The organism is Mucilaginibacter sp. PPCGB 2223, assembly GCF_001705515.1.
Classification (GTDB): domain Bacteria; phylum Bacteroidota; class Bacteroidia; order Sphingobacteriales; family Sphingobacteriaceae; genus Mucilaginibacter.
The window spans coordinates 588003-612447 of sequence record NZ_MDJS01000002.1 but is presented as its reverse complement, the minus strand read 5'-3'; the positions used below and the strand labels follow the sequence as shown (position 1 = coordinate 612447).

22 protein-coding genes are annotated in these 24445 nt (G+C 46.2%); 11 read left to right on the top strand and 11 right to left on the bottom strand.

The genetic code is table 11. From position 1 onward, the window contains the following. Positions 1 to 11: 11 nt before the first annotated feature. Both BEL04_RS13140 and BEL04_RS13135 read right to left on the bottom strand, forming a co-directional pair. Positions 12 to 2825 carry a 2-oxoglutarate dehydrogenase E1 component gene (locus BEL04_RS13140; protein WP_066004581.1) on the bottom strand — a complete coding sequence of 938 codons (2814 nt, stop codon included), beginning with the start codon at positions 2823 to 2825 and terminating at the stop codon, positions 12 to 14. A gap of 625 nt (positions 2826 to 3450) precedes the next feature. Next, positions 3451 to 4908, bottom strand: a complete 1458-nt coding sequence (locus BEL04_RS13135; protein ID WP_066004578.1) for a DASH family cryptochrome — start codon at positions 4906 to 4908, stop codon at positions 3451 to 3453. A gap of 188 nt (positions 4909 to 5096) precedes the next feature. Here BEL04_RS13135 and BEL04_RS13130 point away from each other — a divergent pair, with 188 nt between their 5' ends. The 3 genes from BEL04_RS13130 to BEL04_RS13120 all read left to right on the top strand — a co-directional run bounded on the left by BEL04_RS13130 (position 5097) and on the right by BEL04_RS13120 (position 7478). Beyond that, a complete protein-coding gene (locus BEL04_RS13130; protein WP_066004576.1) occupies positions 5097 to 5663 on the top strand; it encodes a hypothetical protein in 567 nt (188 codons plus the stop codon). 284 nt (positions 5664 to 5947) lie between these two features. Further along, entirely contained in the window at positions 5948 to 6376 is a 429-nt protein-coding gene (locus BEL04_RS13125; protein WP_066004573.1) for a CBS domain-containing protein, read from the top strand. 139 nt (positions 6377 to 6515) lie between these two features. Continuing rightward, positions 6516 to 7478: a TIGR01777 family oxidoreductase gene (locus BEL04_RS13120; protein WP_066004571.1), complete on the top strand. Its 963-nt coding sequence runs from the start codon at positions 6516 to 6518 to the stop codon at positions 7476 to 7478. Positions 7479 to 7559: 81 nt separating this feature from the next. Here BEL04_RS13120 and BEL04_RS13115 read toward each other — a convergent pair whose 3' ends face one another. Then, entirely contained in the window at positions 7560 to 8747 is a 1188-nt protein-coding gene (locus BEL04_RS13115; RefSeq protein WP_066004569.1) for a class I SAM-dependent rRNA methyltransferase, read from the bottom strand. 107 nt (positions 8748 to 8854) lie between these two features. Here BEL04_RS13115 and BEL04_RS13110 point away from each other — a divergent pair, with 107 nt between their 5' ends. The 5 genes from BEL04_RS13110 (at position 8855) to BEL04_RS13090 (ending at position 12487) form a co-directional block, all read left to right on the top strand. After that, a complete protein-coding gene (locus BEL04_RS13110) occupies positions 8855 to 9190 on the top strand; it encodes a tRNA-binding protein (protein WP_066004567.1) in 336 nt (111 codons plus the stop codon). Further along, positions 9190 to 9666 carry a nucleoside deaminase gene (locus BEL04_RS13105; RefSeq protein WP_066004565.1) on the top strand — a complete coding sequence of 159 codons (477 nt, stop codon included), beginning with the start codon at positions 9190 to 9192 and terminating at the stop codon, positions 9664 to 9666. The genes BEL04_RS13110 and BEL04_RS13105 overlap by 1 nt, the downstream gene beginning before the upstream one ends. 89 nt (positions 9667 to 9755) lie before the next feature. Further along, positions 9756 to 10367 carry a superoxide dismutase gene (locus BEL04_RS13100; RefSeq protein ID WP_066004564.1) on the top strand — a complete coding sequence of 204 codons (612 nt, stop codon included), beginning with the start codon at positions 9756 to 9758 and terminating at the stop codon, positions 10365 to 10367. A gap of 93 nt (positions 10368 to 10460) precedes the next feature. Next, entirely contained in the window at positions 10461 to 11459 is a 999-nt protein-coding gene (locus BEL04_RS13095) for a zinc-binding dehydrogenase (protein WP_066004562.1), read from the top strand. Between the two features lie 5 nt (positions 11460 to 11464). After that, entirely contained in the window at positions 11465 to 12487 is a 1023-nt protein-coding gene (locus tag BEL04_RS13090; protein WP_066004560.1) for a ferredoxin--NADP reductase, read from the top strand. On the opposite strand, the gene BEL04_RS13085 is transcribed toward BEL04_RS13090, so the two are convergent. The 6 genes from BEL04_RS13085 to BEL04_RS13055 all read right to left on the bottom strand — a co-directional run bounded on the left by BEL04_RS13085 (position 12482) and on the right by BEL04_RS13055 (position 19036). Continuing rightward, a complete protein-coding gene (locus tag BEL04_RS13085; RefSeq protein ID WP_066004558.1) occupies positions 12482 to 12793 on the bottom strand; it encodes a hypothetical protein in 312 nt (103 codons plus the stop codon). The genes BEL04_RS13090 and BEL04_RS13085 overlap by 6 nt on opposite strands. Before the next feature lie 136 nt (positions 12794 to 12929). Next, positions 12930 to 14408, bottom strand: coding sequence for a right-handed parallel beta-helix repeat-containing protein (locus tag BEL04_RS13080; protein WP_254659574.1), 1479 nt, complete (start codon positions 14406 to 14408; stop codon positions 12930 to 12932). 564 nt (positions 14409 to 14972) lie between these two features. After that, complete coding sequence (locus BEL04_RS13070; protein WP_066004554.1) at positions 14973 to 15752, bottom strand: succinate dehydrogenase/fumarate reductase iron-sulfur subunit; 780 nt, start codon at positions 15750 to 15752, stop codon at positions 14973 to 14975. 91 nt (positions 15753 to 15843) lie between these two features. Continuing rightward, positions 15844 to 17778 (bottom strand): fumarate reductase/succinate dehydrogenase flavoprotein subunit, encoded by a 1935-nt coding sequence (locus BEL04_RS13065; RefSeq protein ID WP_066004551.1) that lies wholly within the window; start codon positions 17776 to 17778, stop codon positions 15844 to 15846. Between the two features lie 5 nt (positions 17779 to 17783). Next, entirely contained in the window at positions 17784 to 18569 is a 786-nt protein-coding gene (locus BEL04_RS13060) for a succinate dehydrogenase cytochrome b subunit (protein WP_066004549.1), read from the bottom strand. A gap of 167 nt (positions 18570 to 18736) precedes the next feature. Then, positions 18737 to 19036 (bottom strand): PqqD family peptide modification chaperone, encoded by a 300-nt coding sequence (locus BEL04_RS13055; RefSeq protein ID WP_066004546.1) that lies wholly within the window; start codon positions 19034 to 19036, stop codon positions 18737 to 18739. A 238-nt stretch (positions 19037 to 19274) separates the two neighbouring features. Between BEL04_RS13055 and BEL04_RS13050 the strand changes: the two genes are divergently transcribed. Further along, positions 19275 to 20414: a redoxin domain-containing protein gene (locus BEL04_RS13050; protein ID WP_066004541.1), complete on the top strand. Its 1140-nt coding sequence runs from the start codon at positions 19275 to 19277 to the stop codon at positions 20412 to 20414. Position 20415: 1 nt separating this feature from the next. Here the strand turns inward: BEL04_RS13050 and pdeM are convergent, their stop codons facing one another. After that, positions 20416 to 21075: a ligase-associated DNA damage response endonuclease PdeM gene (gene pdeM, locus BEL04_RS13045; RefSeq protein ID WP_066004539.1), complete on the bottom strand. Its 660-nt coding sequence runs from the start codon at positions 21073 to 21075 to the stop codon at positions 20416 to 20418. Between the two features lie 176 nt (positions 21076 to 21251). Continuing rightward, the gene (locus tag BEL04_RS13040) at positions 21252 to 22802 is read right to left on the bottom strand and encodes a trypsin-like peptidase domain-containing protein (RefSeq protein WP_066004537.1); all 1551 of its coding nucleotides are present in this window, start codon (positions 22800 to 22802) and stop codon (positions 21252 to 21254) included. Positions 22803 to 23003: 201 nt separating this feature from the next. Here BEL04_RS13040 and dapF point away from each other — a divergent pair, with 201 nt between their 5' ends. Further along, a complete protein-coding gene (gene dapF, locus BEL04_RS13035; protein WP_066004535.1) occupies positions 23004 to 23789 on the top strand; it encodes a diaminopimelate epimerase in 786 nt (261 codons plus the stop codon). Further along, positions 23786 to 24436: an SMI1/KNR4 family protein gene (locus BEL04_RS13030; protein WP_066004533.1), complete on the top strand. Its 651-nt coding sequence runs from the start codon at positions 23786 to 23788 to the stop codon at positions 24434 to 24436. Before dapF ends, BEL04_RS13030 begins: the two co-directional genes overlap by 4 nt. The last annotated feature ends 9 nt before the right edge of the window (positions 24437 to 24445 follow it).

Sequence of the window (24445 nt, the reverse complement as noted above, 5' to 3'; positions counted from 1 at the left end):
GGTATAACAAATTAATCTGCGTTTGTCTCGGCCATTTTTTCGACCGTTTTTTTAACTGCTTTTTTAGCTGTCTCGGTAACAGGTGCTTCAAAAGCTTTACCTACGATATACAATTGCTGCGAGGTATGCTGTTTAGCATAACCTGTAGCGGTACTGCTGGCCTCCTTGCGCGAGATCACATCCAGCACCAGATCGGTTTTGCGGAACTTGCGCCACATATAAGGCCATGCACCCATGTTCTCAGGTTCTTCCTGCACCCAGATAAACTCGGTAGCGTTGGCATATTTGGCCTTAAGTTTCAGCATCTGCTGCATTGGGGTCGGGTATAACTGTTCAATACGAACAATGGCCACATCCTTGCGTTTGTCGGCCTGCTGTTTCTCGAGCAGGTCGTAATATATTTTACCTGAGCAGAACAGTACGCGTTTTACGCCCTTTTCGGTAACGTAAGCATCGTCAATCAGCTCGCGGAACCTGCCTTTGGTAAACTCGTCAATAGTAGATACGCAAGCGGCGCTGCGCAGCAAGCTTTTAGGTGTAAAGATTACCAGTGGTTTGCGGTACTCGCGGTGTAACTGGCGGCGCAGTACGTGGAAGAAGTTTGCCGGCGTGGTACAGTTGGCAACCTGGATATTGTTATCGGCACAAAGCTCCATAAAACGTTCGATACGTGCCGACGAGTGTTCTGGGCCCTGGCCTTCGTAACCGTGCGGCAGTAACATTACTAAACCGTTACCGCGCTGCCATTTGGTTTCGGCGCTGGCTACGTACTGGTCGACGATGATCTGAGCTCCGTTAAAAAAGTCGCCGAACTGGGCTTCCCAGATGGTTAGGGTTGACGGATCGGCCAAAGCGTAACCGTACTCAAAACCCAAAACGCCATATTCGGATAAGTGCGAATTGTAGATATCGAATTTGGCAGCTTTATCTAAAGTATTTAAAGGCGTGTATTCCTCTTCGCTATCGGCTAAAGTTAATACTGCATGGCGGTGTGAAAAAGTACCGCGTTTAACGTCTTCACCACTTAAGCGAACGCGTGAACCTTCGCGCAGTAACGAACCGTAAGCAATCAGCTCGCCCATGGCCCAATCGAAAGTGCGGGTTTCGGTCACCATTTTGCGGCGTTCTTCAAACAGCTTTTCGATCTTTTTAAAAAACTCTTTATCTTTCGGCAGCTCGGTTATCCTGTTGCCTATCGCTAAAAACTCCTTTTCGCTGATGGCAGTATCCGGCTGTTCGGTTATTTCTTTTTCGGCAGCAATATGCAGGCCTTTCCAGGCGCCGGCAAACATCGGCTTGCTTTGCGTAAATTTCTCTTCGGCTTTCGATTCGTCGAGCATCACCTGTAATTTGCCACGGAAAGCTTTTTCCATCTCGGCAGCCAAAGTAGCGCCGATAGCGCCTTCGCTCAACAGCTTCTGGTTGTAGATCTGCAGCGGGTTAGGGTGCGATTCGATGGCCTTATATAATAAGGGCTGGGTGAATTTAGGTTCGTCAGACTCATTATGACCGTAACGGCGGTAGCAGAGGATATCGATAAACACATCCTCGTGGAAAGTTTGGCGATATTCCATTGCCATATTGACAACGTAAGCTAAGGCTTCAGCATCATCACCATTAACATGGAACACAGGCGAGAGCACGGTTTTGGCAATATCGGTACAGTAGGTGCTCGAACGGGCGTCTTTATAATTAGTGGTAAAACCGATCTGGTTGTTGATCACCAGGTGAATGGTGCCGCCGGTGCGGTAACCATCCAGTTTCATCATCTGTAAAACTTCGTAAACAATACCCTGACCGGCAACCGAAGCATCACCATGTATTAATATAGGTGCGATCTTGCTAAAGTCGTGGCCATATTTAAAGTCGAGTTTAGCCCGGGTCAAACCTTCAACAACCGGGTCGACAGCCTCAAGGTGCGACGGGTTAGGGCAAAGGCTCAGGTGTATTTTTTTACCGCTGTTGGTGCTGATATCGTTCGAGTAACCTAAGTGGTATTTAACGTCGCCGCTGAAAGCCGAATCATCTTCGAAAGTTTTACCCTGAAATTCGCTGAAAATTTCTTTGTAGCTTTTTTTCATGATGTTGGCCAGCACGTTTAAACGGCCGCGGTGCGCCATACCGATCACAAATTCTTCCAAACCCAGTTCGGCGCCTTTTTCGATAACCGAATCGAGGGCCGGAATTAAAGCCTCTGCGCCTTCGAGCGAGAACCGCTTTTGACCCAGGAATTTAGTGCCTAAAAAGTTCTCGAACAGTACGGCTTCGTTCAGTTTATTGAGGATGCGTTTTTTCTCTTCGATCGAGAAGTGCGGCGTGTTGCGTTCCTTCTCCATCCTGTCCTCAAACCACTTGGTTTTTATCGGGTTACGGATGTATTTATATTCGGCACCTATCGACTGGCAATAGGTTTGCTCCAGCAGGTCGTGTATATCGCGTAGTTTGGCCGCGCCTAAACCTACTTCAACACCGGCGTTGAAAACGGTATCCAGGTCGGCATCGCTCAGGCCAAAAGTTTCGAGTTCTTTACCGGGAAAGTACTTTTGCGGCTCCCGAACCGGGTTTGTTTTGGTAAACAGGTGCCCGCGCGAACGGAACCCGTTGATCATATTGAGTACGTTGATCTCTTTTAAGAAGTGCTCGTTGCTTTCGGGGGCGGTGGTGGCGCCACCAATTTCGGCCGACTCTGAGCCCCGGCCAAAATCAAAGCCTTCGAAGAATTTTTGCCAGCCGAACTCTACCGATTCGGGGTCTTGTTGATAAGCTTGATAAAGGGTATCAATATAGGCAGCGTTGGCGCTGTTAACATAATTTAGACGATCCATGTGAAATAAATCAGTGAAACATTGCAAAATTAAAACAATAAAGCCATAAAAAACTCATTTAATTGGAAATAACTTTTTAAAAAAGGGGCTTTTTGAGCTTTTAACTGGCCGAAATTAACAGATTTTAACTTGCACCTGTAAAGTAAGGTATAATAATTGTACCAATCGGTATATTCTGACAAATTGACTTAATTCTTATTTTCTTAATGAAACTTGCTATTTTTTATGACGAATATCATGGAGTGTCATTTTTACCTTAATTATTGAAAAATATTGAAGCGCTTGGGGCTTATTGAAGCTGAAAAGTGCTGTGTTATAAAGTTTGGGTTTAAAACGTGGAATACTCTATAGAAGGCATCTTTAATCAGTCAATGTTTTAAAAGAAGAGTTGGATCAGGGAAAACTATTTGGGCGTTGCCTCCGGCCGCGCTTTCCCTGCCCGTCCGGCAGGCGGGCGCTTCAATCGCTAACGCAGCCTGTAAAAGATTTAATTAATGATGAAACGTTTCGCGGATATAATCGCGCAACTTGCCGAAGCCCTCAATAGCGATAGCTAACAGGCCGATGATCAACGTATATTCCTCGAAAGAGTTCATCGCGCAGAAAGGTTTATAATAGTATGACGCTATCCGTGAGATAAAGTTACGCTTTTCTGGTTAATTATTTTCCAGGGTGCTTCGATGGCCAGTTCGGGATAAGTTTCTTCATCGATATGATACAACGCCCTTTCGGCGGGGCTTAAGTTAAAGGGTGTATGCACCTGCTTGCCAGGTATCAAAGTGAGTTGCGGCAGCCAGGTTTTAACATACTCGCCTTTCGGGTCGAATTCAAGTGCCTGTTTTAATACATTAAACTGCCGGTTCTCGCGCGGGTCGTTACCCACCCCGGCTACGTATGCCCAGTTGCCCCAGTTGCTGGCCGGCGAATAGTCGATCAGTTTTTCTTCGAAGTAGGCGGCGCCCCAGGTCCAGTTCACTTTCAGGTCGTGCACTAAAAAGCTGGCTACGTTTTGCCTGCCGCGGTTGCTCATAAAACCAGTGGCGTTGAGCTCACGCATATTGGCGTCGATAAAAGGCATACCGGTTTGCCCGGCTTTCCATTTCTCAAAAAGCTCCTGCTGGTTGGATGATACCTCAGGCGCCCGGCCTTTAAAACCGCCCGCCTTAAAAAACTGGTTTCCATACTTTTTAAACATAAAGCGGAAGTAATCGCGCCAGAGTAATTCAAATATCAGCCAGTAGGTAGAGTCGTTTGCACCGCGTTGCTGCTCATAGCGTTTTACTTCCCAATACAGCTCACGCGTCGAGAGGCAGCCAACGGCAAGCCATGGCGAAAACTTGGAAGAGTAACCCGCGCCAAGCAAACCATTGCGGGTTATTTTATAGGTTTTAAGCAGGTCGCTCTCCCAAAAATATCGGTGCATGTGCTTTAAACCTTCGGTTTCGCCGCCTATAAAGCGCATCACGGCGCGGGGGTCGTCGGCAGGCGCGGTCAAACCCAATTGTTCGATGGTTGGTATTTCGCCGGCATCATCAATAGCAGGCACATTAATAGTAGCCGGCGTTTCGAACGATGGACGGATATCGCTGTCGCGCTCTATCTTTTTCCGAAAAACGGTAAAAACGTCGGGTATATCCTTGATCGGGAAAGGCAGATCTTCTTTATGATACAGGGTGTGCCCGATAAAATGCTTGAGGTTCAAACGTATCTTCCACAATGCGGCTTCAACTTCTGCCGAAATACTCGTCTCTTCAAAAGCCACTTCGCGGTGGTGATAAACTTCGGATACCTGGTATTGCTGGGCAAGTTGCGGGATAATGTCGGCCGGGTTGCCAAAACGCACGATCAGGTCGCCGCCGGCTGTGCGTAAAGTTTCGCGCAGGTTAGTTACCGATTCGATTAAAAAGCGTGCCTGAAAGCTCCCGGTTTTGTGTGTACCGAACAGGGTGATTTTAAAATAGAACGGGTCGAAAACGTACACCGGCAAAATTTTATCGGCCTTACGGGTAGCCTCCAATAGAATTTCATTGTCGTGTATACGCAGATCGTTTCGGAACCAGACGAGTATCGTTTTATCGCTCATATTAAAACTCACCACAACCCCGGGCAGGGTTTACAAAATGTAAAAATGCGAATTTTTTACGTTTTACGCATTCAATTCTGTAATGTTTGACATTTTAGTAACATTTAACTGCACCTTCGTACGGAAATTTACTCAGAGGTATAAATACATATGGTCGTATGTTCGACGATTAGTGTACCTTTAGTTCGATGAGCTCTTTACGGTATCCTATTTATTTAACATTGCTGATACTTACCTGGGTGATGGCCCCGGGTAAGGTTAAGTCACAAGACGCCAGCCAGCGTACACCAGTGCAAATAGATTCTATCATAAGTAGTAAAACAGCTAAAAATGGCAAACTGGATAGCATATCAGGCGGTTACGATGGACATTATACTTTTTACAAAAAGATAATATTCATAAAAACCAACGTCGAAAAAGGTTTTTACTTTTACTATACTTTGCTCTTCAATAAACAGCTCTTTTATCGTGAGGAGAATTATTCGAGTACTAATTTAAAAACGCCTAAACACACCATAGAGAAATTTTATTTTCTAAACAATCAGCCGGTAAAGTTTGTAAGAACTGTAGTATACGGAGATTTTAAAAATCCGGCCTCAAAAAACATAACAACAATATACCTTGACCAACAGATAATCACCCAAGTCAACACGTCAGGCAACCGCCAGTTTACAGCGAAACAATTGTCCAATTTTCAGAACTATATCAATAGCAAACTACCCTGTGTTAAAACAAGTAAACCTTTGCTGTTTTAAATTAGCCGTGTTAGCCGAATTTACAAACAAAACAAGAGGGTAACGTATTTATTATAAGTGTCGCGCAAAGAGTTTATCTATAGAGCAAGCCTAAATAGCTGCTTAAGTGCAAAACGCATCCCAAAATCAAAAAATAATGATTTGATGACTATGCCTATTAAAAAAGATTTATTATCTTTAAAACACCAATTATAAACTTATTGTAAGTTACGTAGCCGCCCCTTATATCTCTCGTGCATAGGCTTAGTGCGTAGTTTTTTTTATTTACTAAATTTTATAGTCCAATGAAAAAGATCAGGAACATACTCGAAAACAAAGGACACCAGGTTTACTCAGTTAGCCCCGAAACTTCTGTTTATGATGCTTTACAGGTAATGATGGAGAAGAATATCAGCTCGCTGCTGATTATGGAAAGCGAAGCATTGAAAGGTATTTTTACTGAACGCGACTATGCACGCAAACTGGTGCTGATGGGCAAATCATCAAAAGAAACACCCATCGGCGAAATTATGACGGCCGATCTGTACACTATTGCCCTTAACGACTCGATAGACCACTGTATGGAGCTGATGAGCAACCATAAGATAAGGCACCTGCCTGTTATTGATAACAACCGGGTAACGGGCATGGTATCGATAGGTGATGTGGTAAAATTCATCATCGAGGATCAAAAACGTACCATACAGCAGCTGGAAAGTTATATAGCTTCGTAATGTGCAAATGATTCGTATAAGCGTTTGATTTATTTGCAGATTTACTCATCCGCACATTTGAACATCTAAAAAAAGCCCATAAATACCCATGTGTTATATGAGGCTAATTGGCTAACTTTACTATTGCTAAGCGAAACACATGAGCAAACATATTTTAATTACCGGCGGTACGGGCATACTTGGGCGTAACCTAACCCAAACTTTACTGCAAAAAGGTTTTACAGTTAGCCATTTAAGCCGTAAGCCTGGCAAAAACCCCGATGTTAAAACCTACCTGTGGAATGTTGAGCAGGGCGTTATCCATCCCGACTGTATTACCGGCGTAGATACCATAGTGCATTTAGCGGGCGAAGGCATAGCCGACAAACGCTGGACGGACGAGCGTAAAAAGGTCTTGATTGAAAGCAGAACCAAATCCATTGAGCTTATTTACAGTTTACTACGAGCCAATCCGGGCCACCAGGTAAAAAACGTCATTTCGGCTTCGGGCGTAGGGTACTACGGTAATAGCGGCGAAGAGCTGATGTACGAGGACAATATCCCATCGCAGAGCTTTTTGGGTGAATGCTGTGTATTGTGGGAAAAAGCTGTTGACAAAGGATTGGAGCTGGATATGCGGGTGGTGAAGTTTCGCACCGGGGTAGTTTTAACTTTGGATGGCGGCGCATTACCGCAGATAGCTGCGCCGATTAAATTAGGTGTGGGTTCGCCACTGGGCGACGGCCTGCAATGGGTGCCCTGGATACACATACAAGACGCCATAGGCATGTACCTGATGGCTATTGAGAACGAAGAACTGCAGGGCGTGTATAACATGGTTGCGCCAAACGCCGTAACGAACAAGCAACTCACCCAGGCTATTGCACAGCAGTTGCATAAAGTGCTATGGGCGCCCAACGTACCCGCATGGCTGCTTAAATTGCTGTTTGGCGAAATGAGCACGGTAATATTGGGCAGCACCAAAGTTTCGGCAGCGAGGATACAGATAGCCGGCTATAAGTTTTTGTACGAAAAAGCCGGCGATGCGCTGGAAGCGCTATACGGCCCGCCGAAGATTTTGCAGGAAGAGCTGATACCCGAAAAACAGCCGGAGGAGAATTAATCAAGAGACAAAAAGCAAGAGCAAGGCAAAAATTTCTTACAATTTCCCCCCCCTTGTTTTATTCGCATCATTTGCACATCATTAAATCACCCTGCACAACAAACCCTTAAGATATTCTCCTTCGGGAAACGATGCCCTTACAGGATGATCGCCAGGCTGGCAAAACTGGTGGATGAACTGCACTTCTTTACCGGCATCCAGGGCGGCCCAGGCCAGTATCTGTTTAAAGGTGGTCATATCCATAGCGCCGGAGCAGGAATAGGTTGCAAGTAAGCCGCCGGGGGTTAGCAATAACATGGCTAAGCGGTTCAGGTCTTTATAGGCGCGTGCGGCACGGTCTAAAGCCGAGCGCGAGGGTGCGTATTTGGGCGGGTCGAGGATGATGAGATCGAAGGTTTCGCCGTCTTCTTTGAATTTACGCAACTGCTTGTTGACGTCGGATTGGATGGCGCGATGCTCCAGGGTATCGAATTCGTTTAAAGCCAGGTTGCTCATCAGTGTTTCGATAGCCAGGGCCGAGCTATCCACGCTGGTTACCGATCTGGCCTCGTTTTGGAAACAATTGAGCGTGAAGCCGCCAGTATAGCAAAAGCAATCGAGCACGTTTTTATTGTTGGCGTAATGTGCCAGCACACGGCGGTTGTCGCGCTGATCGCAATAGAAACCCGACTTTTGCCCTTCGGCGATATTGATGCCGTAACGCAGGCCGTTCTCAACCACTTCAACCAGTTCGGACGGCTGGCTGCCGGCTAATATACCGAACGATGGCGCCATGCCTTCGTGCTCTCGCGATGAGGCATCGCTGCGGTCGAATATACTGGCGGGATTCAATAGTTTTTGCAGCTCATCGATGATAATGGGCTTAACCTTCTCCATACCCGAGGTGAGTATTTGCAGCGACAGGTGATCGGCATATTTGTCTACGATCAACCCCGGCAGGTAGTCGGATTCGCTAAAGATGAGACGACAGGTATCGGTGATGCCCTCTTCTAAAATAGATTGACGTGCTGCCACTGCAACTGCTACTTTGCTGCGCCACCAGGCCTCGTCGATGGTAACGGCCTCGTCCCATTCCAGCAGGCGCAAGGCTACGCGCGATTGATCGTTATAAAAACCATAGGCCATAAAGGTGCCTTTGGCATCGAGCAGTTTTACAATTTCGCCATTGGCGGGTTTGCCTTTAACCCGCTCTATCGCACCCGAAAATACCCAGGGGTGCTTTTGTAAAACCGCTTTCTCTTTACCTTTCTTTAGTATAACGTCGATCATGGGTGCAAAGGTAATTTTTTTAGGTGAGTAGTGAATGGTGAGTGAGTTGAATCGAATAGAACCACTCTCTACTCATAATTCACCGCTCACTTCATTATATTTGCCCTATGGAAACTATATCCTGGCATGATTTTGAAAAGGTTGAATTGAGGGTTGGAACCATCCTCCAGGCACTCGATTTCCCCGAAGCCCGTAAACCTGCTTATAAGGTACAGGTTGATTTTGGTCCGCTGGGAATTAAATGGAGCAGCGCACAGATTACCAAACATTATAGTAAAGAAGAGTTGACCGGCCGGCAGATCATCGGGGTGGTGAATTTCCCTAAAAAACAGATCGGCCCGTTCATGTCGGAATTTTTGGTAACCGGCTTTGCCGACGAGAATGGCGATATTGTATTATCCGCAATTGATAAACCTGTGCCCAACGGGCAAAAACTGATATAATGAGATTTATAAGCTTTGGCGATGAGCCCGAAATTGTACCCGATATTTTTTTTATGAAAGAGGCCTTTAAGGAAGCGCAATTAGCCCTGGCCGAGGATGAGATACCCATCGGGGCAGTGGTGGTTTGTAACGGGCAGATCATCGGCCGCGGGCATAACCTTACCGAGCGCCTGAACGATGTATCGGCACATGCCGAAATGCAGGCGCTGACCGCTGCAGCAAACTATATGGGCGGTAAATATCTGCCCGAGTGCACGCTGTACGTTACCCTTGAGCCCTGCGTGATGTGCGCCGGGGCATCGTATTGGTTCCAGGTAGGGAGGATAGTTTTTGGCGCTTATGATACCAAACTGGGCTTTGGGCGCATCAATCAAAAAATAACCCATCCTAAAACCCAGATAACGGGCGGCATTATGGAAAACGAGTGCGGCGAACTGGTACGCGGGTTCTTTAAAAATAAAAGACTTAAAAGTTAACACTTCAGTGAACAAATATCCCGCATCTGCCTTTATATTTGTGGTGTTACTATTCCAAACAAATAATTTAACCTTTAAAAATAATCACTATGGCCTTTGAATTACCAGCGTTACCTTACGCTACCGACGCCCTCGAACCGCACATTGATAAACTGACTATGGAAATTCACCATGGCAAACATCACCAGGCTTATGTAACCAACCTCAACGCAGCGTTGGAAGGCAAACCTGAGGCTAACAGCAGCATCGAAGATATTATCCATAACATTTCGAAATTCCCGGCACCTGTACGTAACAATGGTGGCGGCCATTACAACCATACTTTTTTCTGGACCATCCTGTCGCCAAACGGCGGTGGCGAGCCAAACGGCGACCTGGCAGCAGCTATCAATAGCGCTTTCGGTTCGTTTGCCGATTTTAAAACCAAATTCAGCCAAGCCGGCGCTACCCGTTTTGGTTCGGGCTGGGCATGGTTAATTGTTGGCGCCGATAAAAAACTGGCTGTAACCTCAACCCCTAACCAGGATAATACCTTAATGGACATTGCCGAAGTAAAAGGCACGCCGATTTTGGGTGTTGATGTTTGGGAGCACGCTTACTACCTGAAATATCAAAACCGCCGCCCGGATTACCTGGCTGCTTTCTTCAATGTGATCAACTGGGCGCACGTTGCCGAGTTATACAAAAAAGCGATAGGATAATCATTCTTATATCAAAATATCAAACGGCCGGGCTATTTAAGTCGGGCCGTTTTTGTTATCACTATATTTGGATTAGAATTTAAAAAAATACCCATGAAAGCCATCGTTCTCGAAAGCGCCGAAAACCCCATCGTATATAAAGAAGTTGCCAAACCTGTTTTACAGCCCAACGAGGTTTTGGTTCAGATAAAAGCCGCGGCCTTAAACCGCCGTGATTACTGGATAACCGTTGGCAAGTACGCGGGCATTAAATACCCTACCATTTTGGGATCCGACGGTGCAGGTGTTGTTGTTGAAACCGGCAAAGATGTTAACACCGCCTGGATGGGTAAAGAGGTGATCATCAACCCCAGTCATGATTATGGCGAGAGTAATGATTTTCAGGGTAAAGATTTTAAAATATTGGGCCTGCCCGAAGACGGCACCTTTGCCGAATACGTAAAAGTACGTGCCGAATACCTGTACCCGAAACCAATACATTTAACCTGGGAACAGGCTTCGGCCATCCCACTCGCGGGTTTAACTGCCTACCGCGCCTTATTTACCAAAGGGCACTTAAAAGCGGGCGACAAGGTACTGATAGTTGGCGCAGGCAGCGGCACAGGCAGTTTTGCTGTACAATGGGCGGTTGCCGCAGGTGCCGAAGTATATGTAACATCGGGCACAGCCGAAAAAATAGAACAGGCAAAAAGCTTAGGCGCTACCGCCGGGGCAAATTACCACGATGCCGATTGGGATGAGCAGCTAAAAAAACTGGCAGGTGGCTTTGATGTGGTTATTGATAGCGCCCTGGGCGAAGGTTTTGCTAAAATACCCGATCTGTGTAAACCCGGCGCACATATTGTAACCTTTGGCGGTACAGCCGGTAACTTCCCGGAATTTAACGCCCGTAAATTTTTCTATAAGCAATTGCAATTGTCGGGCTCGATGATGGGCACGGTTGAAGAGTTTGAAGCGATGCTGCAACTGGTTGATCAGCACAAGATAGTACCGGTGGTTGACGAGGTATTTCCGCTGAGCGAAGCTAAAGAAGCCATCGCCAAAATGGAAAAGTCCACACAGTTTGGTAAGATCGTTTTAAAGGTTTCGTAACTAAGATGCTCCGGCTAAAGGTTGAAGGTATCAAATGGGAAACGCCTGATACGGCTACTTTTTATTTAAGTAATATTGACGGCCAAAAGATCCATTACCAGGCAGGGCAATTCATTACTTTGGTATTTGCGCACCACCAGGACGAAATACGGCGATCGTACTCGTTAAGCTCTGCACCCGGCGAAGAATTGCTGAGCATCACTGTAAAGCGGATTGAGAATGGTGAGATATCACGCTTCCTGCTCACCAAAACACAGGTTGGTGATGTATGGGATGCCCTTGCCCCTGCCGGAAAGTTTGTTATTACAGATGATACCAACAACAAAGACATCTTATACTTTGCTGCCGGCAGCGGTATTGCCCCGGTGTATGCACATTTAAAATATCTTTTATCCGTTGCCGGGAACAGCCGCATTACGCTCATCTACAGCAGCAGAAATGCCGCAACCACCCTGTTTTACAATGAACTGAACAGGATGATGACAGATCATCCTGAAAGGTTAAAAGTGATCTATCTTTTTAGCGATGCCGGGTTAGATCGCAAACGCCTCAACAATGAGCTGGTGATCACTTTAGTTAATCAGCATCTAAACCACTCAAAGAGAGGGGCCGTATTTTTTATCTGCGGACCGTTTGTTTATATGCGGATGGTGAGACTGACGTTGATCTACATGGGTTTTGAGGCTGATCAGATCCGGAAGGAAAATTTCGTACTCGAAACTGTGAGCGTACCCGCCGATGTTAAAAGCTTCCCGCCAAGAACAATCAAACTCAGGTTTAAACATACCGAATACGACCTGGCAGTTGGCGAAAATCAAACCATATTACAGGCCGCCCTGCAAAACAATATCGCTCTCCCTTATAGCTGCAAGGCTGGTATATGCTCAAGCTGCACAGCCATTTGTAAAAGTGGTAAAATCGAGATGTCGGTAAACGATGTATTGACCGATACCGACCTGAAACATGGCTGGATACTCACCTGCACCGGGCACCCGGCAAGCGATGATGTGGTGGTAGACTTTTTATAGCTGGCTGCGGGTTTTGCTTTCGGGCTCTTCGGCCAGTATTTCCATTTCGGGGTACTCCAGGTACCGTGCGTACCAGTGTATGGCTGCAGCCATATCTACGGCATCTTCGGCAGTTATGCCATCTGTTTCGAAAGCCAGGCGGCTCCCCTCGTATTCGCCGTATAATTGTATCTCATCGGGATTGGGTATAAATGGCTCCTTATCCAGGCAATAAACCTTAATGCGCAAACCTGTATCGCGCGAACGGATCACATCGCGGCAGGCATTGTTCGGGTCGGTTACCAGCAGGTATATGTTAGGCTCCATTATAAAGCTAACATCCGATAACTCTAATGGTTTGCAAATGTTACAATACTTTATTTCATTAAAAATCAGCAGTTAAATCATTTAAAGCAACGCCGTAACCTATAACCGGCGCTGCTTTTTGTTTTGGTAATATTGCCTATGGGATCACCGGGTTCGAAACTATCGGACTTTTGTTGATACCGAACTCAAAACAGCCCAGATCCGGACTGGCACCTGTAAAGGTAAAGCCCAGGTTAACCCCTTTGTCGATCAGGTCGCTACCCGAAACCAGGCGCAGGAAGTCGTTGGTCGGCAGGGTAAAGTCCGAATGGCGGCCCTGTGTCAGCAACGACTGCGTAATGCTTACGAAATCAGTATCCGATATCGTGATACCGCTGATCTGCCAATAGTTATTGCTCAATGTACAAAGCGGTTGGTTGATGTTCACCAACCCGGCCGAGGTTGCCGCATACCCCAGGTTATTCTTCATAATATGGCTGTATCCGGGTACATCGCTGGTATAATCGGCGCTGCGGTTCAGCATATTGTAGTTATCAGCATTTTTGTACGCGGTGTTGTTATACCAGGTATTGCCGGTAAGGTGATGGTTGGCATAAAAACCGTTTGCCTTATTACCCACCGCTAAACAAAAGCGCACAGTATGGCTCGGGATAGTTGCCGGTACGCTCGGTGTGGTACTTGTACCAAAACCGCCGATCTTAAAGCCGTTGCCATTGCCTAAGCTCTGGAAGGTTTGCGAATAGCCATTGTTAAACGCCCAGCAGTTTTCGTAGGTAATAGCTTCGAAAGCATTGATACAATCAAAGCCATCGTCGCTATTGAACCAGGCACGGCAGCCGCGGAATACATTACCTGTATAGCCTACACCCTGTTTATACGGGTGGCAACCAAAACCGTCGACATTGCCCCCTAATTTATCTTCGGATACATTATCCCAGTTGTTGTAGGCATCGCAGTTCAATATCAGGTTATTACCGCCCTTGGTGAGGTAAAAGCCATTGGCCATACCATCGTGCATTTTGCAGGCTTCGTAAATATTATTGCTACCCTCGTTGCGGAAGCACTCGCTTTGGGTATGCGTGGTGATGGTAACCTGCACGCCTACGATCTCGATACCTTTGATATAGATGTACGAGCCGGTTACAAAGAAGGCCGTAACCCTCATGCCCGATGGCTTGATAGCCGAGAAGTTGAACACCGGAGTTTCGCCGGGATAGGCCCGGTAAGTAATCGGCGCACCGGCCGTGCCGCTTTTGTTAAGATAAAATACGCAATCGTACAAGCCATCGGTAAAGGCCATCTGGGTGCTGGGCACATTATAGTTGCCTCCGCGAATGTAAATGAGATCGCCAGGCACCGCGGCTGCCTGTGCGGCCTGCACTGTGGCAAAAGGCGCAGCCATGGTGCCCGGGTTGCTATCGCTGCCCGTTGGCGATACATAATAAGTATTGGTTGAAAAAGTGGAAAGCTTGCCGCCGCCTGTGGTAGTAGTGGCATCGCCAGATGCCGTAGTGGTGCTTAAGGTTTCTACTTTGCTGCAACCGGCCGCGACTAAAAGCATAGCCATAGCCGTGCATTTGAGGATCGTGCTCCTCAACGAGTTAAGTTCTTTCATGAAATAGATCAATTGGTTAGTGCTTACTCTTAAAGATTTTCGGCTTTCTCTATAGGTTTATGTAAACTTATTTTAATATATACACTGCGGCAACCTGTACCGTCCTGTATAGCGTTCGGTTTGGCTATTTTATTAAAAATTGATAATCAACATTTTACGAAAATAAAACAAGTAAGGCATGTGATTTTATTACAACAAATCTCTCAAAATAATATTTATGAGATTAGTTCTTTAAGATATAAGGTGAATAAACATCGGTATTGGAAAGAAGCAGATATCCTAATCCAATATATCTTAAAGAAATATTTAGAGCTGGATTTTAGATACATGTAACACCGGTGAGAATATGGCGTTAATTATTTGTTGGGCGTGCCCCTGCGGGTCGGGCTATGCGCTCATACTGCACGAAGCATTAACCGCGGCCCGCCTTAAACCCATCGCGCGGCCGGTATCCGCTACTATCCCTCACGCGTTTTTCCAATGCGCCGCCAACTTGCAACTTATTATAAAAACAAAAGGCCTCCCAAATAATTGGGAGGCCTTTTAATATGGTGAGCCCTGCTATTAGCTTTCGTGCACGTGCTGTTCGCGGAATAGTTTGGCACTTAAGTAATCATTGTTCATGCGGCCGATATTGGTGAGCGATATCTCTTTAGGGCATTCGGCTTCGCAGGCGCCGGTGTTGGTACAGTTACCAAAACCTTCGGCATCCATTTGCGCTACCATGGCCTGTACACGGTTGTAACGCTCGGGCTGCCCTTGTGGCAATAATGCGAATTGCGATACCTTAGCCGATACGAATAACATCGCGCTTGCATTTTTACATGCCGCAACGCAAGCGCCGCAACCTATACAGGTGGCAGAGTTAAATGCCTCATCGGCGATAACTTTTGATATGGCAATCTCGTTGGCATCGGGCACTCCTCCGGTATTTACCGAGATATAGCCTCCGGCCTGTTGTATACGATCGAACGCCGAACGGTCTACCGCCAAATCCTTCACTACCGGGAAAGCAGCAGCGCGCCAAGGTTCGATGGTGATGGTTTGCCCGTCGTGGAAGCTGCGCATGTGCAACTGGCAAGTGGTGATGGCGCGTTTAGGTCCGTGCGGCTGGCCGTTAATATATAGCGAACACATACCGCAGATACCTTCGCGGCAGTCGTGGTCAAAATGGATCGGGTCTTCACCTTTGTGGATCAGGCTCTCGTTCACTACATCCAGCATTTCGAGGAACGACATATCAGGCGATATGTTCTCGGCCTTGTAGGTAACCATTTTACCCGGTGTTTGCGCATTTGGTTGACGCCATACTTTCAGCGTCAGGTTCATATTTCCGTTACTCATTCTTCGTTAGATTTGAGATATGGTATCAAGTAGTTAGTATCAAGTAGCAAGATGTGTTTTTGTCTTGCTACTTGATACTTGCTACTCACTACTATTTATAACTACGTTGTGTTAACTTAACATTTTCAAATACCAGCTCTTCTTTGTTCAATACCTCTGGTACGTTATCGCCTTTATACTCCCATGCTGCCGCGAATGCAAAGTTATCGTCATCGCGTAAAGCTTCACCTTCTTCGGTTTGCGATTCAACCCTGAAGTGGCCGCCGCATGATTCCTTGCGCATCAGTGCGTCGTCAACCATCAGCTCGCCCAGTTCGAGAAAGTCGGCCACCCGGCCGGCTTTTTCCAGCGACATATTGAACTCTTCGTTAGCGCCCAGCACAATAGCGTTCTTCCAGAAATCGGCACGAAGCTCCTGGATCATGCCCTTCGCTTTTTTCAGGCCTTCTTCGGTACGTGCCATACCGCAGTACTCCCACATAATGTGGCCAAGCTCGCGGTGGTACTCGTCGACAGTTTTGGTGCCCTTTAAGGCTAATAATTTAGCTATGCGGTCTTCAACATCCTTTTTGGTTTGTGCAAAGGCCGGGTGTTTCTCGTCGATAGGCTTCGGGCCAATACCTGCCAGGTAATCGCCGATAGTGTATGGTATCACAAAGTAACCGTCGGCCAGGCCCTGCATCAGTGCCGAAGCACCAAGGCGGTTAGCGCCGTGATCGGAGAAGTTACATTCGCCCAAAGCGTATAAACCAGGTACGGTAGTCATCAGGTTATAATCAACCCAAAGGCCGCCCATGGTGTAGTGCACCGCAGGATATATCCGCATCGGCACTTTGTATGGGTTCTCGTCGGTTATCTGCAGGTACATATCAAACAGGTTACCATATTTGGCGCGCACCGTATCTTCGCCTAAGCGGGCGATAGACTCGGCAAAATCCAAAAATACGGCTACACCCGACGCGCCTACGCCCTTGCCTTCGTCAACAGCTTCCTTGGCGTTACGCGATGCTACGTCGCGGGGCACCAGGTTACCGAACGACGGATATTTTCTTTCGAGGAAATAATCCCTGTCGTCTTCTTTCAGATCGCTTACCTTGATCTCGCCTTTGCGAAGCTTTTGAGCCAGCTCGGGAGTTTTAGGCGCCCAGACACGGCCATCGTTACGCAGCGACTCCGACATCAGCGTCAGTTTCGACTGGTGATCGCCCGACACCGGGATACAGGTTGGGTGGATTTGCGTATAGCATGGGTTACCGAAGAAAGCACCGCGTTTGTGCGCGCGCCATGCAGCGGTAACGTTACAGCCCATCGCGTTTGTCGACAGGTAGAATACGTTGCCATAGCCACCTGTACATAACAATACGGCGTGGCCGCTGTGAGTTTCTATTTCGCCGGTGGTTAAGTTACGGGTAACAATACCTTGCGCTTTACCATCAGCTACAACCACATCCAGCATTTCGGTACGGGTGTACATTTTCACCTTGCCTTCGTGAATCTGGCGGTTCAGCGCAGAGTAAGCGCCCAAAAGTAATTGTTGTCCGGTTTGGCCCCGGGCGTAGAAGGTACGCGATACCTGCGCACCACCGAACGAACGGTTATCTAACAAACCGCCGTACTCGCGGGCAAAAGGTACACCTTGCGCCACGCACTGGTCGATAATATTAACCGATACCTCGGCCAAACGGTAAACGTTTCCTTCGCGGGCACGGTAATCGCCGCCTTTAATGGTGTCGTAAAATAAACGGTAAACGCTGTCGCCATCGTTACGGTAATTTTTAGCTGCGTTGATACCTCCCTGTGCAGCAATTGAGTGCGCACGGCGTGGGCTATCCTGAAAACAGAAAGCCTTAACGTTGTAGCCAAGCTCGGCCAATGATGCCGCGGCAGAAGCACCGGCCAAACCGGTTCCTACTACAATCACATTATATTTACGCTTGTTTGCAGGGTTAACCAGTTTAAGATTAAACTTGTGCTTGCTCCATTTTTCGGCTAATGGGCCTGCTGGAATTTTAGCGTCTAAAATCATATCTATTATTTTGCTATCGACTTGATGTAATAAAAAATTGGCATGGCCGCAAAGCCCAGCGGAATAATTACCGCAAAAAACCAGGTGCCTATAAATTCGACTATAGGCGTGTATTTACGGTGTATCCAACCTACGGTGCGGAAAGCGCTTTGAAAACCGTGCAGCAGGTGGAACGATAAGGCACCCATTGCTATCACATATAAAGCTACATACCATGGCTGGCTAAAGCTTTTTGATACCGTGGCATACAGATTTTTAACGCGCACTACTTCCATATTGCCTTCGTTTGATACTGAGTGCTCAAACTCTTTATACTCGGGCGTATAGTCGGCCGAGGTAGTCGCGCCGGTTATCAGGTTGGTGCGATATTCTTTAAAAGTTACACTATCGGTGTATTTATATTTGAACCAAAAATCGCCCATGTGTATCACGATGAACAAAAACAGGACAGAGCCTAAAAGACCCATGTTTTTTGACGACCATGTTGCCGGAGAGTTATTTGAGGCAGCATACGCAATAGGGCGTGCTTTACGGTTTTTCACCGTAAGGATGAGCGCGTAAAGTGCGTGCACCAGAATGCATATATATAAGATATAAGCTATTACCTCGATCGGCGGAAAGTGCGTGAGGAAGTTGGCATAAGCGTTAAAGCTATAGCCATTATCGTTGTTAAACAGTAAAAGGTTACCGCCCAGGTGCACAATGATAAAAGTGCACAGAAACAACCCTGTTAAAGCCATGATCAGCTTTTTGCCCAATGATGAGTTAAAGGTTTGTTTAAAGTCGCTCATTACAGATCAGATTTTATTTTTTGCCAAAAGTATTTATTAAATAGCAAAAGATTTAGATGAAATGACCTAATTGTGACTTAAAAAACTATTTAGAAACATTCTAATTAAAACAGGATAAACAAGCGAAACTCATAGCAGAATATATTATAAATCATACTTCATGGAAATTAATTCGTCAAAATCCTGATCATACCATGATCCAGCAACTGTTTCAAAAATTCGGTGGTATCGGCTGTGGCTTCCTCTTCATCCACCTCATATTCATCCAGGATAGCAGCCATAAGCCCTGCCATAGTGATCGGTTTTTCGAGCATTTCCCATATCACCCGGCCCGAAGTGCGGAGCGCGACGTAGTTGCCGGTTTTTACATTCATCAATATCACATCTCCGTCAACCATATTGCTTATAAAACGGCTGTCGTCGCGGGTTATTAATGTGTTCGGTTTAAGGCTCCACTGCGTAGGCATAGCTAATTAACTGGCACTCAAATATGCTGAATTATTTATGAAAAAAGCAATTAAATATCTGTAAATTAGTTATTTAAACAGAATTTATATATCATTCAATCGATTTTACCACAGATTAATTTTTTAGTTAAAAAAGCCGGCTTGCTGCTCAATCCCTATACTTTGCAGAAACATTTTTACACTATCTTATCATCACAAATAATTAATGATATCTTTAGTTCGTATAAATACGACATCTATGCCATTTAAAAAATACTTTTACCTGTTAACACTGCTGACATTCCTGGCAGGTTGCGGCAATCCTAATATTATAGAGTTCGACATCGATGCTCCGGGATTGAACGACGCTACTTTTATTGTAAAGACCGATAATGGCAAAGACGCCTTTGGCGGTAATGTTGTAAATGGCAAGTGTATAGTAAAAAGCTCGCTCGAAGCTGAAGGTTTTTATACTTTCGATATTGTAAAAAACGGCTCCAGGCGGCATGAGCCCTATGAGATATTTTTGGAGCCAGGCAAATATACCATTAATGTTGATGCCAAACACCTTAGTAACTATCCTAAGGTAACGAGCGGCTCCAAACGCCAGCAGGAGATCAGCGATTACCATAATCTGGTTACCCAGCTATCTAAAAGTTTTAAAGCAGAGGCCGATAGCCTGGATGCAGCATTAATTAAAAAAGGCGACCGCCTTGACCGCGATCAGTTTAACTTACTAAACCAAAAGGCGTCTGATGCACGGGATAAAGCGCGCTCGACCGGCTTTAGCGCTTTAGCGCAATTTATCAAAAGCCACCCCAACAGCGAGTTTGCTGCCCGTTTTATGGAAGAGCAGGACTATCGCAGCCAGCCTGTTAAATATTATGCCCTGTATCAGCAAATGGGCGCCACCGCAAAAAATAGCGCCGAAGGGAAAATGATCGGCGAAGCTTTAAGTCACCTGGCAAAGCTTTTACCGGGTCAATCTGCCCCGGCTATCAACGGCAAAACATTCGATGGTAAAACATTCGCCCAGATAACTGCCGGTAAGAAAGTTTTTCTGATCGATTTTTGGCGCGCAGGTAACAGTTTCAGCCGCACTAACCACACGGATATTTTAAATATCTATGATGAGTTGAAGAAAAAAGGACTTGAGGTGATCAGTGTATCATTAGACAGTAAGGCCGACTGGTGGACAACCGCTGTCAGAGATGACAAATTACCCTGGCCACAGATGGCTGATCTGAAAGGGGAAGATTCGCCCAATATTATAAACTGGGGTATAAGTAAGGTACCTACTTATGACATTGTGAGCGGCGACTGGAAACTGGTAGCTACCGATGTAACCTTAGCCGAACTGAGCCTTACGTTATCAGAATATATCGAAAAACACAAATAAACTATACAGCTATTACCTTATCAGGCAACACCGCAAATAATTGATCGGTTGGCTGATGCTGCAGGCTCATGCGGCCGGTAAATTTACCGAACGAAGGTAATACGGCTTGCTTTTCGCTAAAGAAAAAACAGGGCAGGGTGAGCGATTGCCTGCCTTTGCCGCGCAAGGTAACGCCCGGGTGTATATGCCCGCAAAGTACATAGCCTTTTGCCTGCTCCGCATCAGCACTGTTAAGCGGGTGGTGCAGCATCAGGAAAGGCTCTATCAGCAATTCATCATGGAGGGCAATATTAAGCTTTTGATAGTGCTTATCTTGTATCACATCGTGGTTACCGCGTATCAGTATAATTTCAAGCTTAGGGAATTGCTCCCGCCATAGCGCAAACCAATCCCAATCGGTATTCATATCGCTGTGAAACAGATCACCCAAAAAAATCAGCTTTTGAGGTTTATACTCATGGATCAGATCGGATAAGGTAGCCAGATCACCCTGGGCCAGATTAAGCGGAATGGCTATACCCGCTTTGCGGAAGTGGCCGCCTTTTCCTAAATGCACATCGGCGCATATCAGTGCTTTTTCCTCTTCCCAGTATATCGCTTTTTGGCAAAGTAATAACAGGTTTTGGTTTAAAAAACGGAACTCGAGCGCAGCACAATTCATCGGGCAAAAATAACGAAAGTATCAGCCCCTCCCAACCCTCCCCAGAAGGGAGGGCTTTCAAAGCTCCAAAATTTAAAGCCGCTCCTTTGGGGGAAGGTTTAGAGGGGCAAAAAAAACGCCTCCCGGTATGTTCCGGGAAGCGTTTCAAATTATTAATTATTAAGGGCTGGGCAATTTTATTGCAGCTGGAACCTGTTGGTAAACGAGCTTCCATCGGGGTTGATACCCGAAATGGTTAAAAAGCCGTTTTTAATGTTGGTGATAGCTTTGTCGATATCGGCCGAGCTATTAATCGGCGTTTTATTGATGCTGGTGATCACCGAGCCTGGCTCCATGCCCAACTGATCGAACATTTTACCGGGACGAACCTGTGTTACCACCACACCTGAGTTTACATGAAACTCGTTCTTTTTAGCATCGCTCAACGGCTGGAAGCTTGCACCTAATTTATTGTACAATTCTTCGGCCGAGCGGTTACTAACTATTTTATTGGTACCGCCCGGCTCAGCTTTCAGGGTTACGGCAAAGTTTTTTTCAGCACCATCGCGTAAAACGGTCAGGTTAACTTTATCGCCTGGCTGCAAGCGGCCAACGGTTTCCTGCAAGTCCGACGATTCGGTTACGGTACGGCCGTTAACTTTGGTGATGATATCGCCTTTGCGTAAACCGGCTTGTTCGGCGCCGCCGCCAGCCACCAGGTCGTTTACATATAAGCCTACAGTGCTGTTTACGTGCAGGGCCTCGGCAGCATCAGGGTTCAACTCCTGGAAGCTTACACCTACATAACCGCGTTTTACCGCGCCGTATTTCTGGATATCATTTAATACCTTTTTAGCAAGGTTAACCGGGATGGCAAAACCATAACCTTCGTAACTGCCTGTTTGCGATGCGATAGCGGCGTTGATACCGATGAGCTCGCCTTTGGTGTTTACCAATGCGCCGCCGCTGTTACCGGGGTTGATTGCTGCATCGGTTTGGATGAACGACTCGATACCTTTATTCAGTTTCGGAGCCTGATCCTGCCCCTGATAACGCATACGGCCGCCAAACGGGCTCATTTGTTGTTGCTCATCATTATCTTCGCTGCCTATGATACCGATGTTACGCCCCTTGGCGCTAATGATGCCGGCGGTTACCGTCGATGTCAGGTTAAAAGGGTTACCTACGGCTAAAACCCATTCGCCTACGCGGGTATCATCAGAGTTGCCTAATTTAACAATAGGCAGGTTGGTAGCGCTGATCTTGATCAGGGCCAGATCGGTGTTAGGGTCGGTACCGATCACTTTTGCCTGGAAGGTGCGCTTATCGTTGGTGGTCACCTCAATTTTATCAGCTTTGCTTACCACGTGGTTATTGGTCACGATGTAGCCATCGGTCGAAATGATCACGCCCGAACCCGAAGCACGCTGAGGAGCCTGCGACCGCTGGCGCTGACCGAACATCTGGCCGAACATTTGTTCCATCTGGTCTTCACCGCTGCCCGATGTTGCCGAATACGTGGTACGGATATAAACAACGGCCGGTGTAACGGCTGCTGCAGCCTCGGTAAAATCAACGTTACCAGTCGATGATGTTACCGATGGCATCGGGTTACTTGCAAAATATACTTTCTGACTGTCTTCGAAAGACATGTTATTGTCTCTGTTAGCCTCAATTACCTTGTAGCCGCCTATAGCCATGGCACCGCCAAGGAATGCGGTTAGTATTGTTAAACCAATCTTTTTCATATTATTCTTTTACTCCTTTAGTTTTTACAATTTCAAATTTAATACCATATAGACGATAAGAGCAATAGGATGTTATATGGTTTTATGTTAAAAAATGTTAAACCTATATTTGACGGTAATATTGCAGCTTTTACAAATTAACGCCGTAATATTGATGCACTTATTTATGCAGTAAAAAACATGACGATTTTATAGTTTACCATGAAGTTACACTTTTATAAATACCAGGGCGCAGGAAACGATTTTATTTTGGTTGATAACCGGAAAAACATTGTAAATCACGCAAACCCGGCCTTAATTGCCAGGGTTTGCGACCGTCGTTTTGGCGTGGGTGGCGACGGGATGATGTTTCTGCAGGAGAAAGAAGGGTACGATTTTGAAATGATCTACTACAATAGCGACGGGCAGCCGAGCAGCATGTGCGGCAACGGCGGGCGTTGTATGGTGGCCTTTGCCAAATTTTTAGGTGTGATTGACAGCGAGACTGATTTTTTGGCGGTCGATGGCCCGCACTATGCCAAAATTTCAGAAGAAGGCAACTGGGTAAGCCTCGAAGTAATTAACGCCGCACCCGTAAAACGCGATGGTGAGGATTATGTATTGAATACCGGTTCGCCGCATTATATACAGTTGACTGCAGGCCTGGCCGATAAAGATGTGTTTGCCGATGGCCGCGCCATCCGTTATAACGATACCTACAAAGCCAATGGCATCAACGTAAACTTTGTGGAGCCGCAGGGCGAAGGCTATTTTGTGCGCACCTACGAACGCGGCGTTGAAGATGAAACCTATGCCTGCGGTACCGGCGTTACTGCTGTTGCACTGGCAATGGCCGTACATAACAAACAAACCGGGCATATTACTACACCTATTAAAGCTTTGGGCGGCAACCTCAACATCCGTTTTGATTATGATGGCCAAACTTTTAGCAATATCCTGTTAGAAGGCCCGGCAGAACAGGTTTTTGAGGGGGAGATAGAGGTGTGAAAAATGTCAGATGGGGTATGGCTGAATTTATGAGTAAATTCCCTGCTCCAATTGATTCAACCAACTTTTTTGAAACCATTAAAGTAGCCTGCGAAAAGAAATGGCAAAAGGCAACCTTGGATACAGGAGTTTGGGGTTATCAAACACAGCAAGGTACAAAATGGAAACCCGGCTTAACCGACATAGAAATAAAAGCGTTTGAAATTCAATTAGGCTTTACGTTTCCGCCACCGTTAAAGAATTTCTATAAAACAATGAACGGTACTACCAAGCCCGGAATAAATATAGGGGGTGTTGATCAAGGTTTACCGCCTGAATACCAATCTAAATTTTATTCTTTACCTGGTGATATTGGACTCGCTGTGGAATACATCAATTGGATTTATGAGAAAACCGGTGTAGCAAAAAACACGATGCAGCGAGAAGGAATATCAAGAATATTTCCTGTTTATGGACATCGGTTCATGTTAATTGATCATCCCGCAAACCCAATTCTTTCGATGTATGGCAATGATATTATCTATTGGGCAGATAGTATAGGGGAATTGTTAGCAATGGACATTTTCAATAAATCGAAATATTTCGATTCCGACAGAGCGAAAGAAATTGCTGATATGGGCATTAAGTTTTGGTTAGACTTTCACTAATTAGCAGAT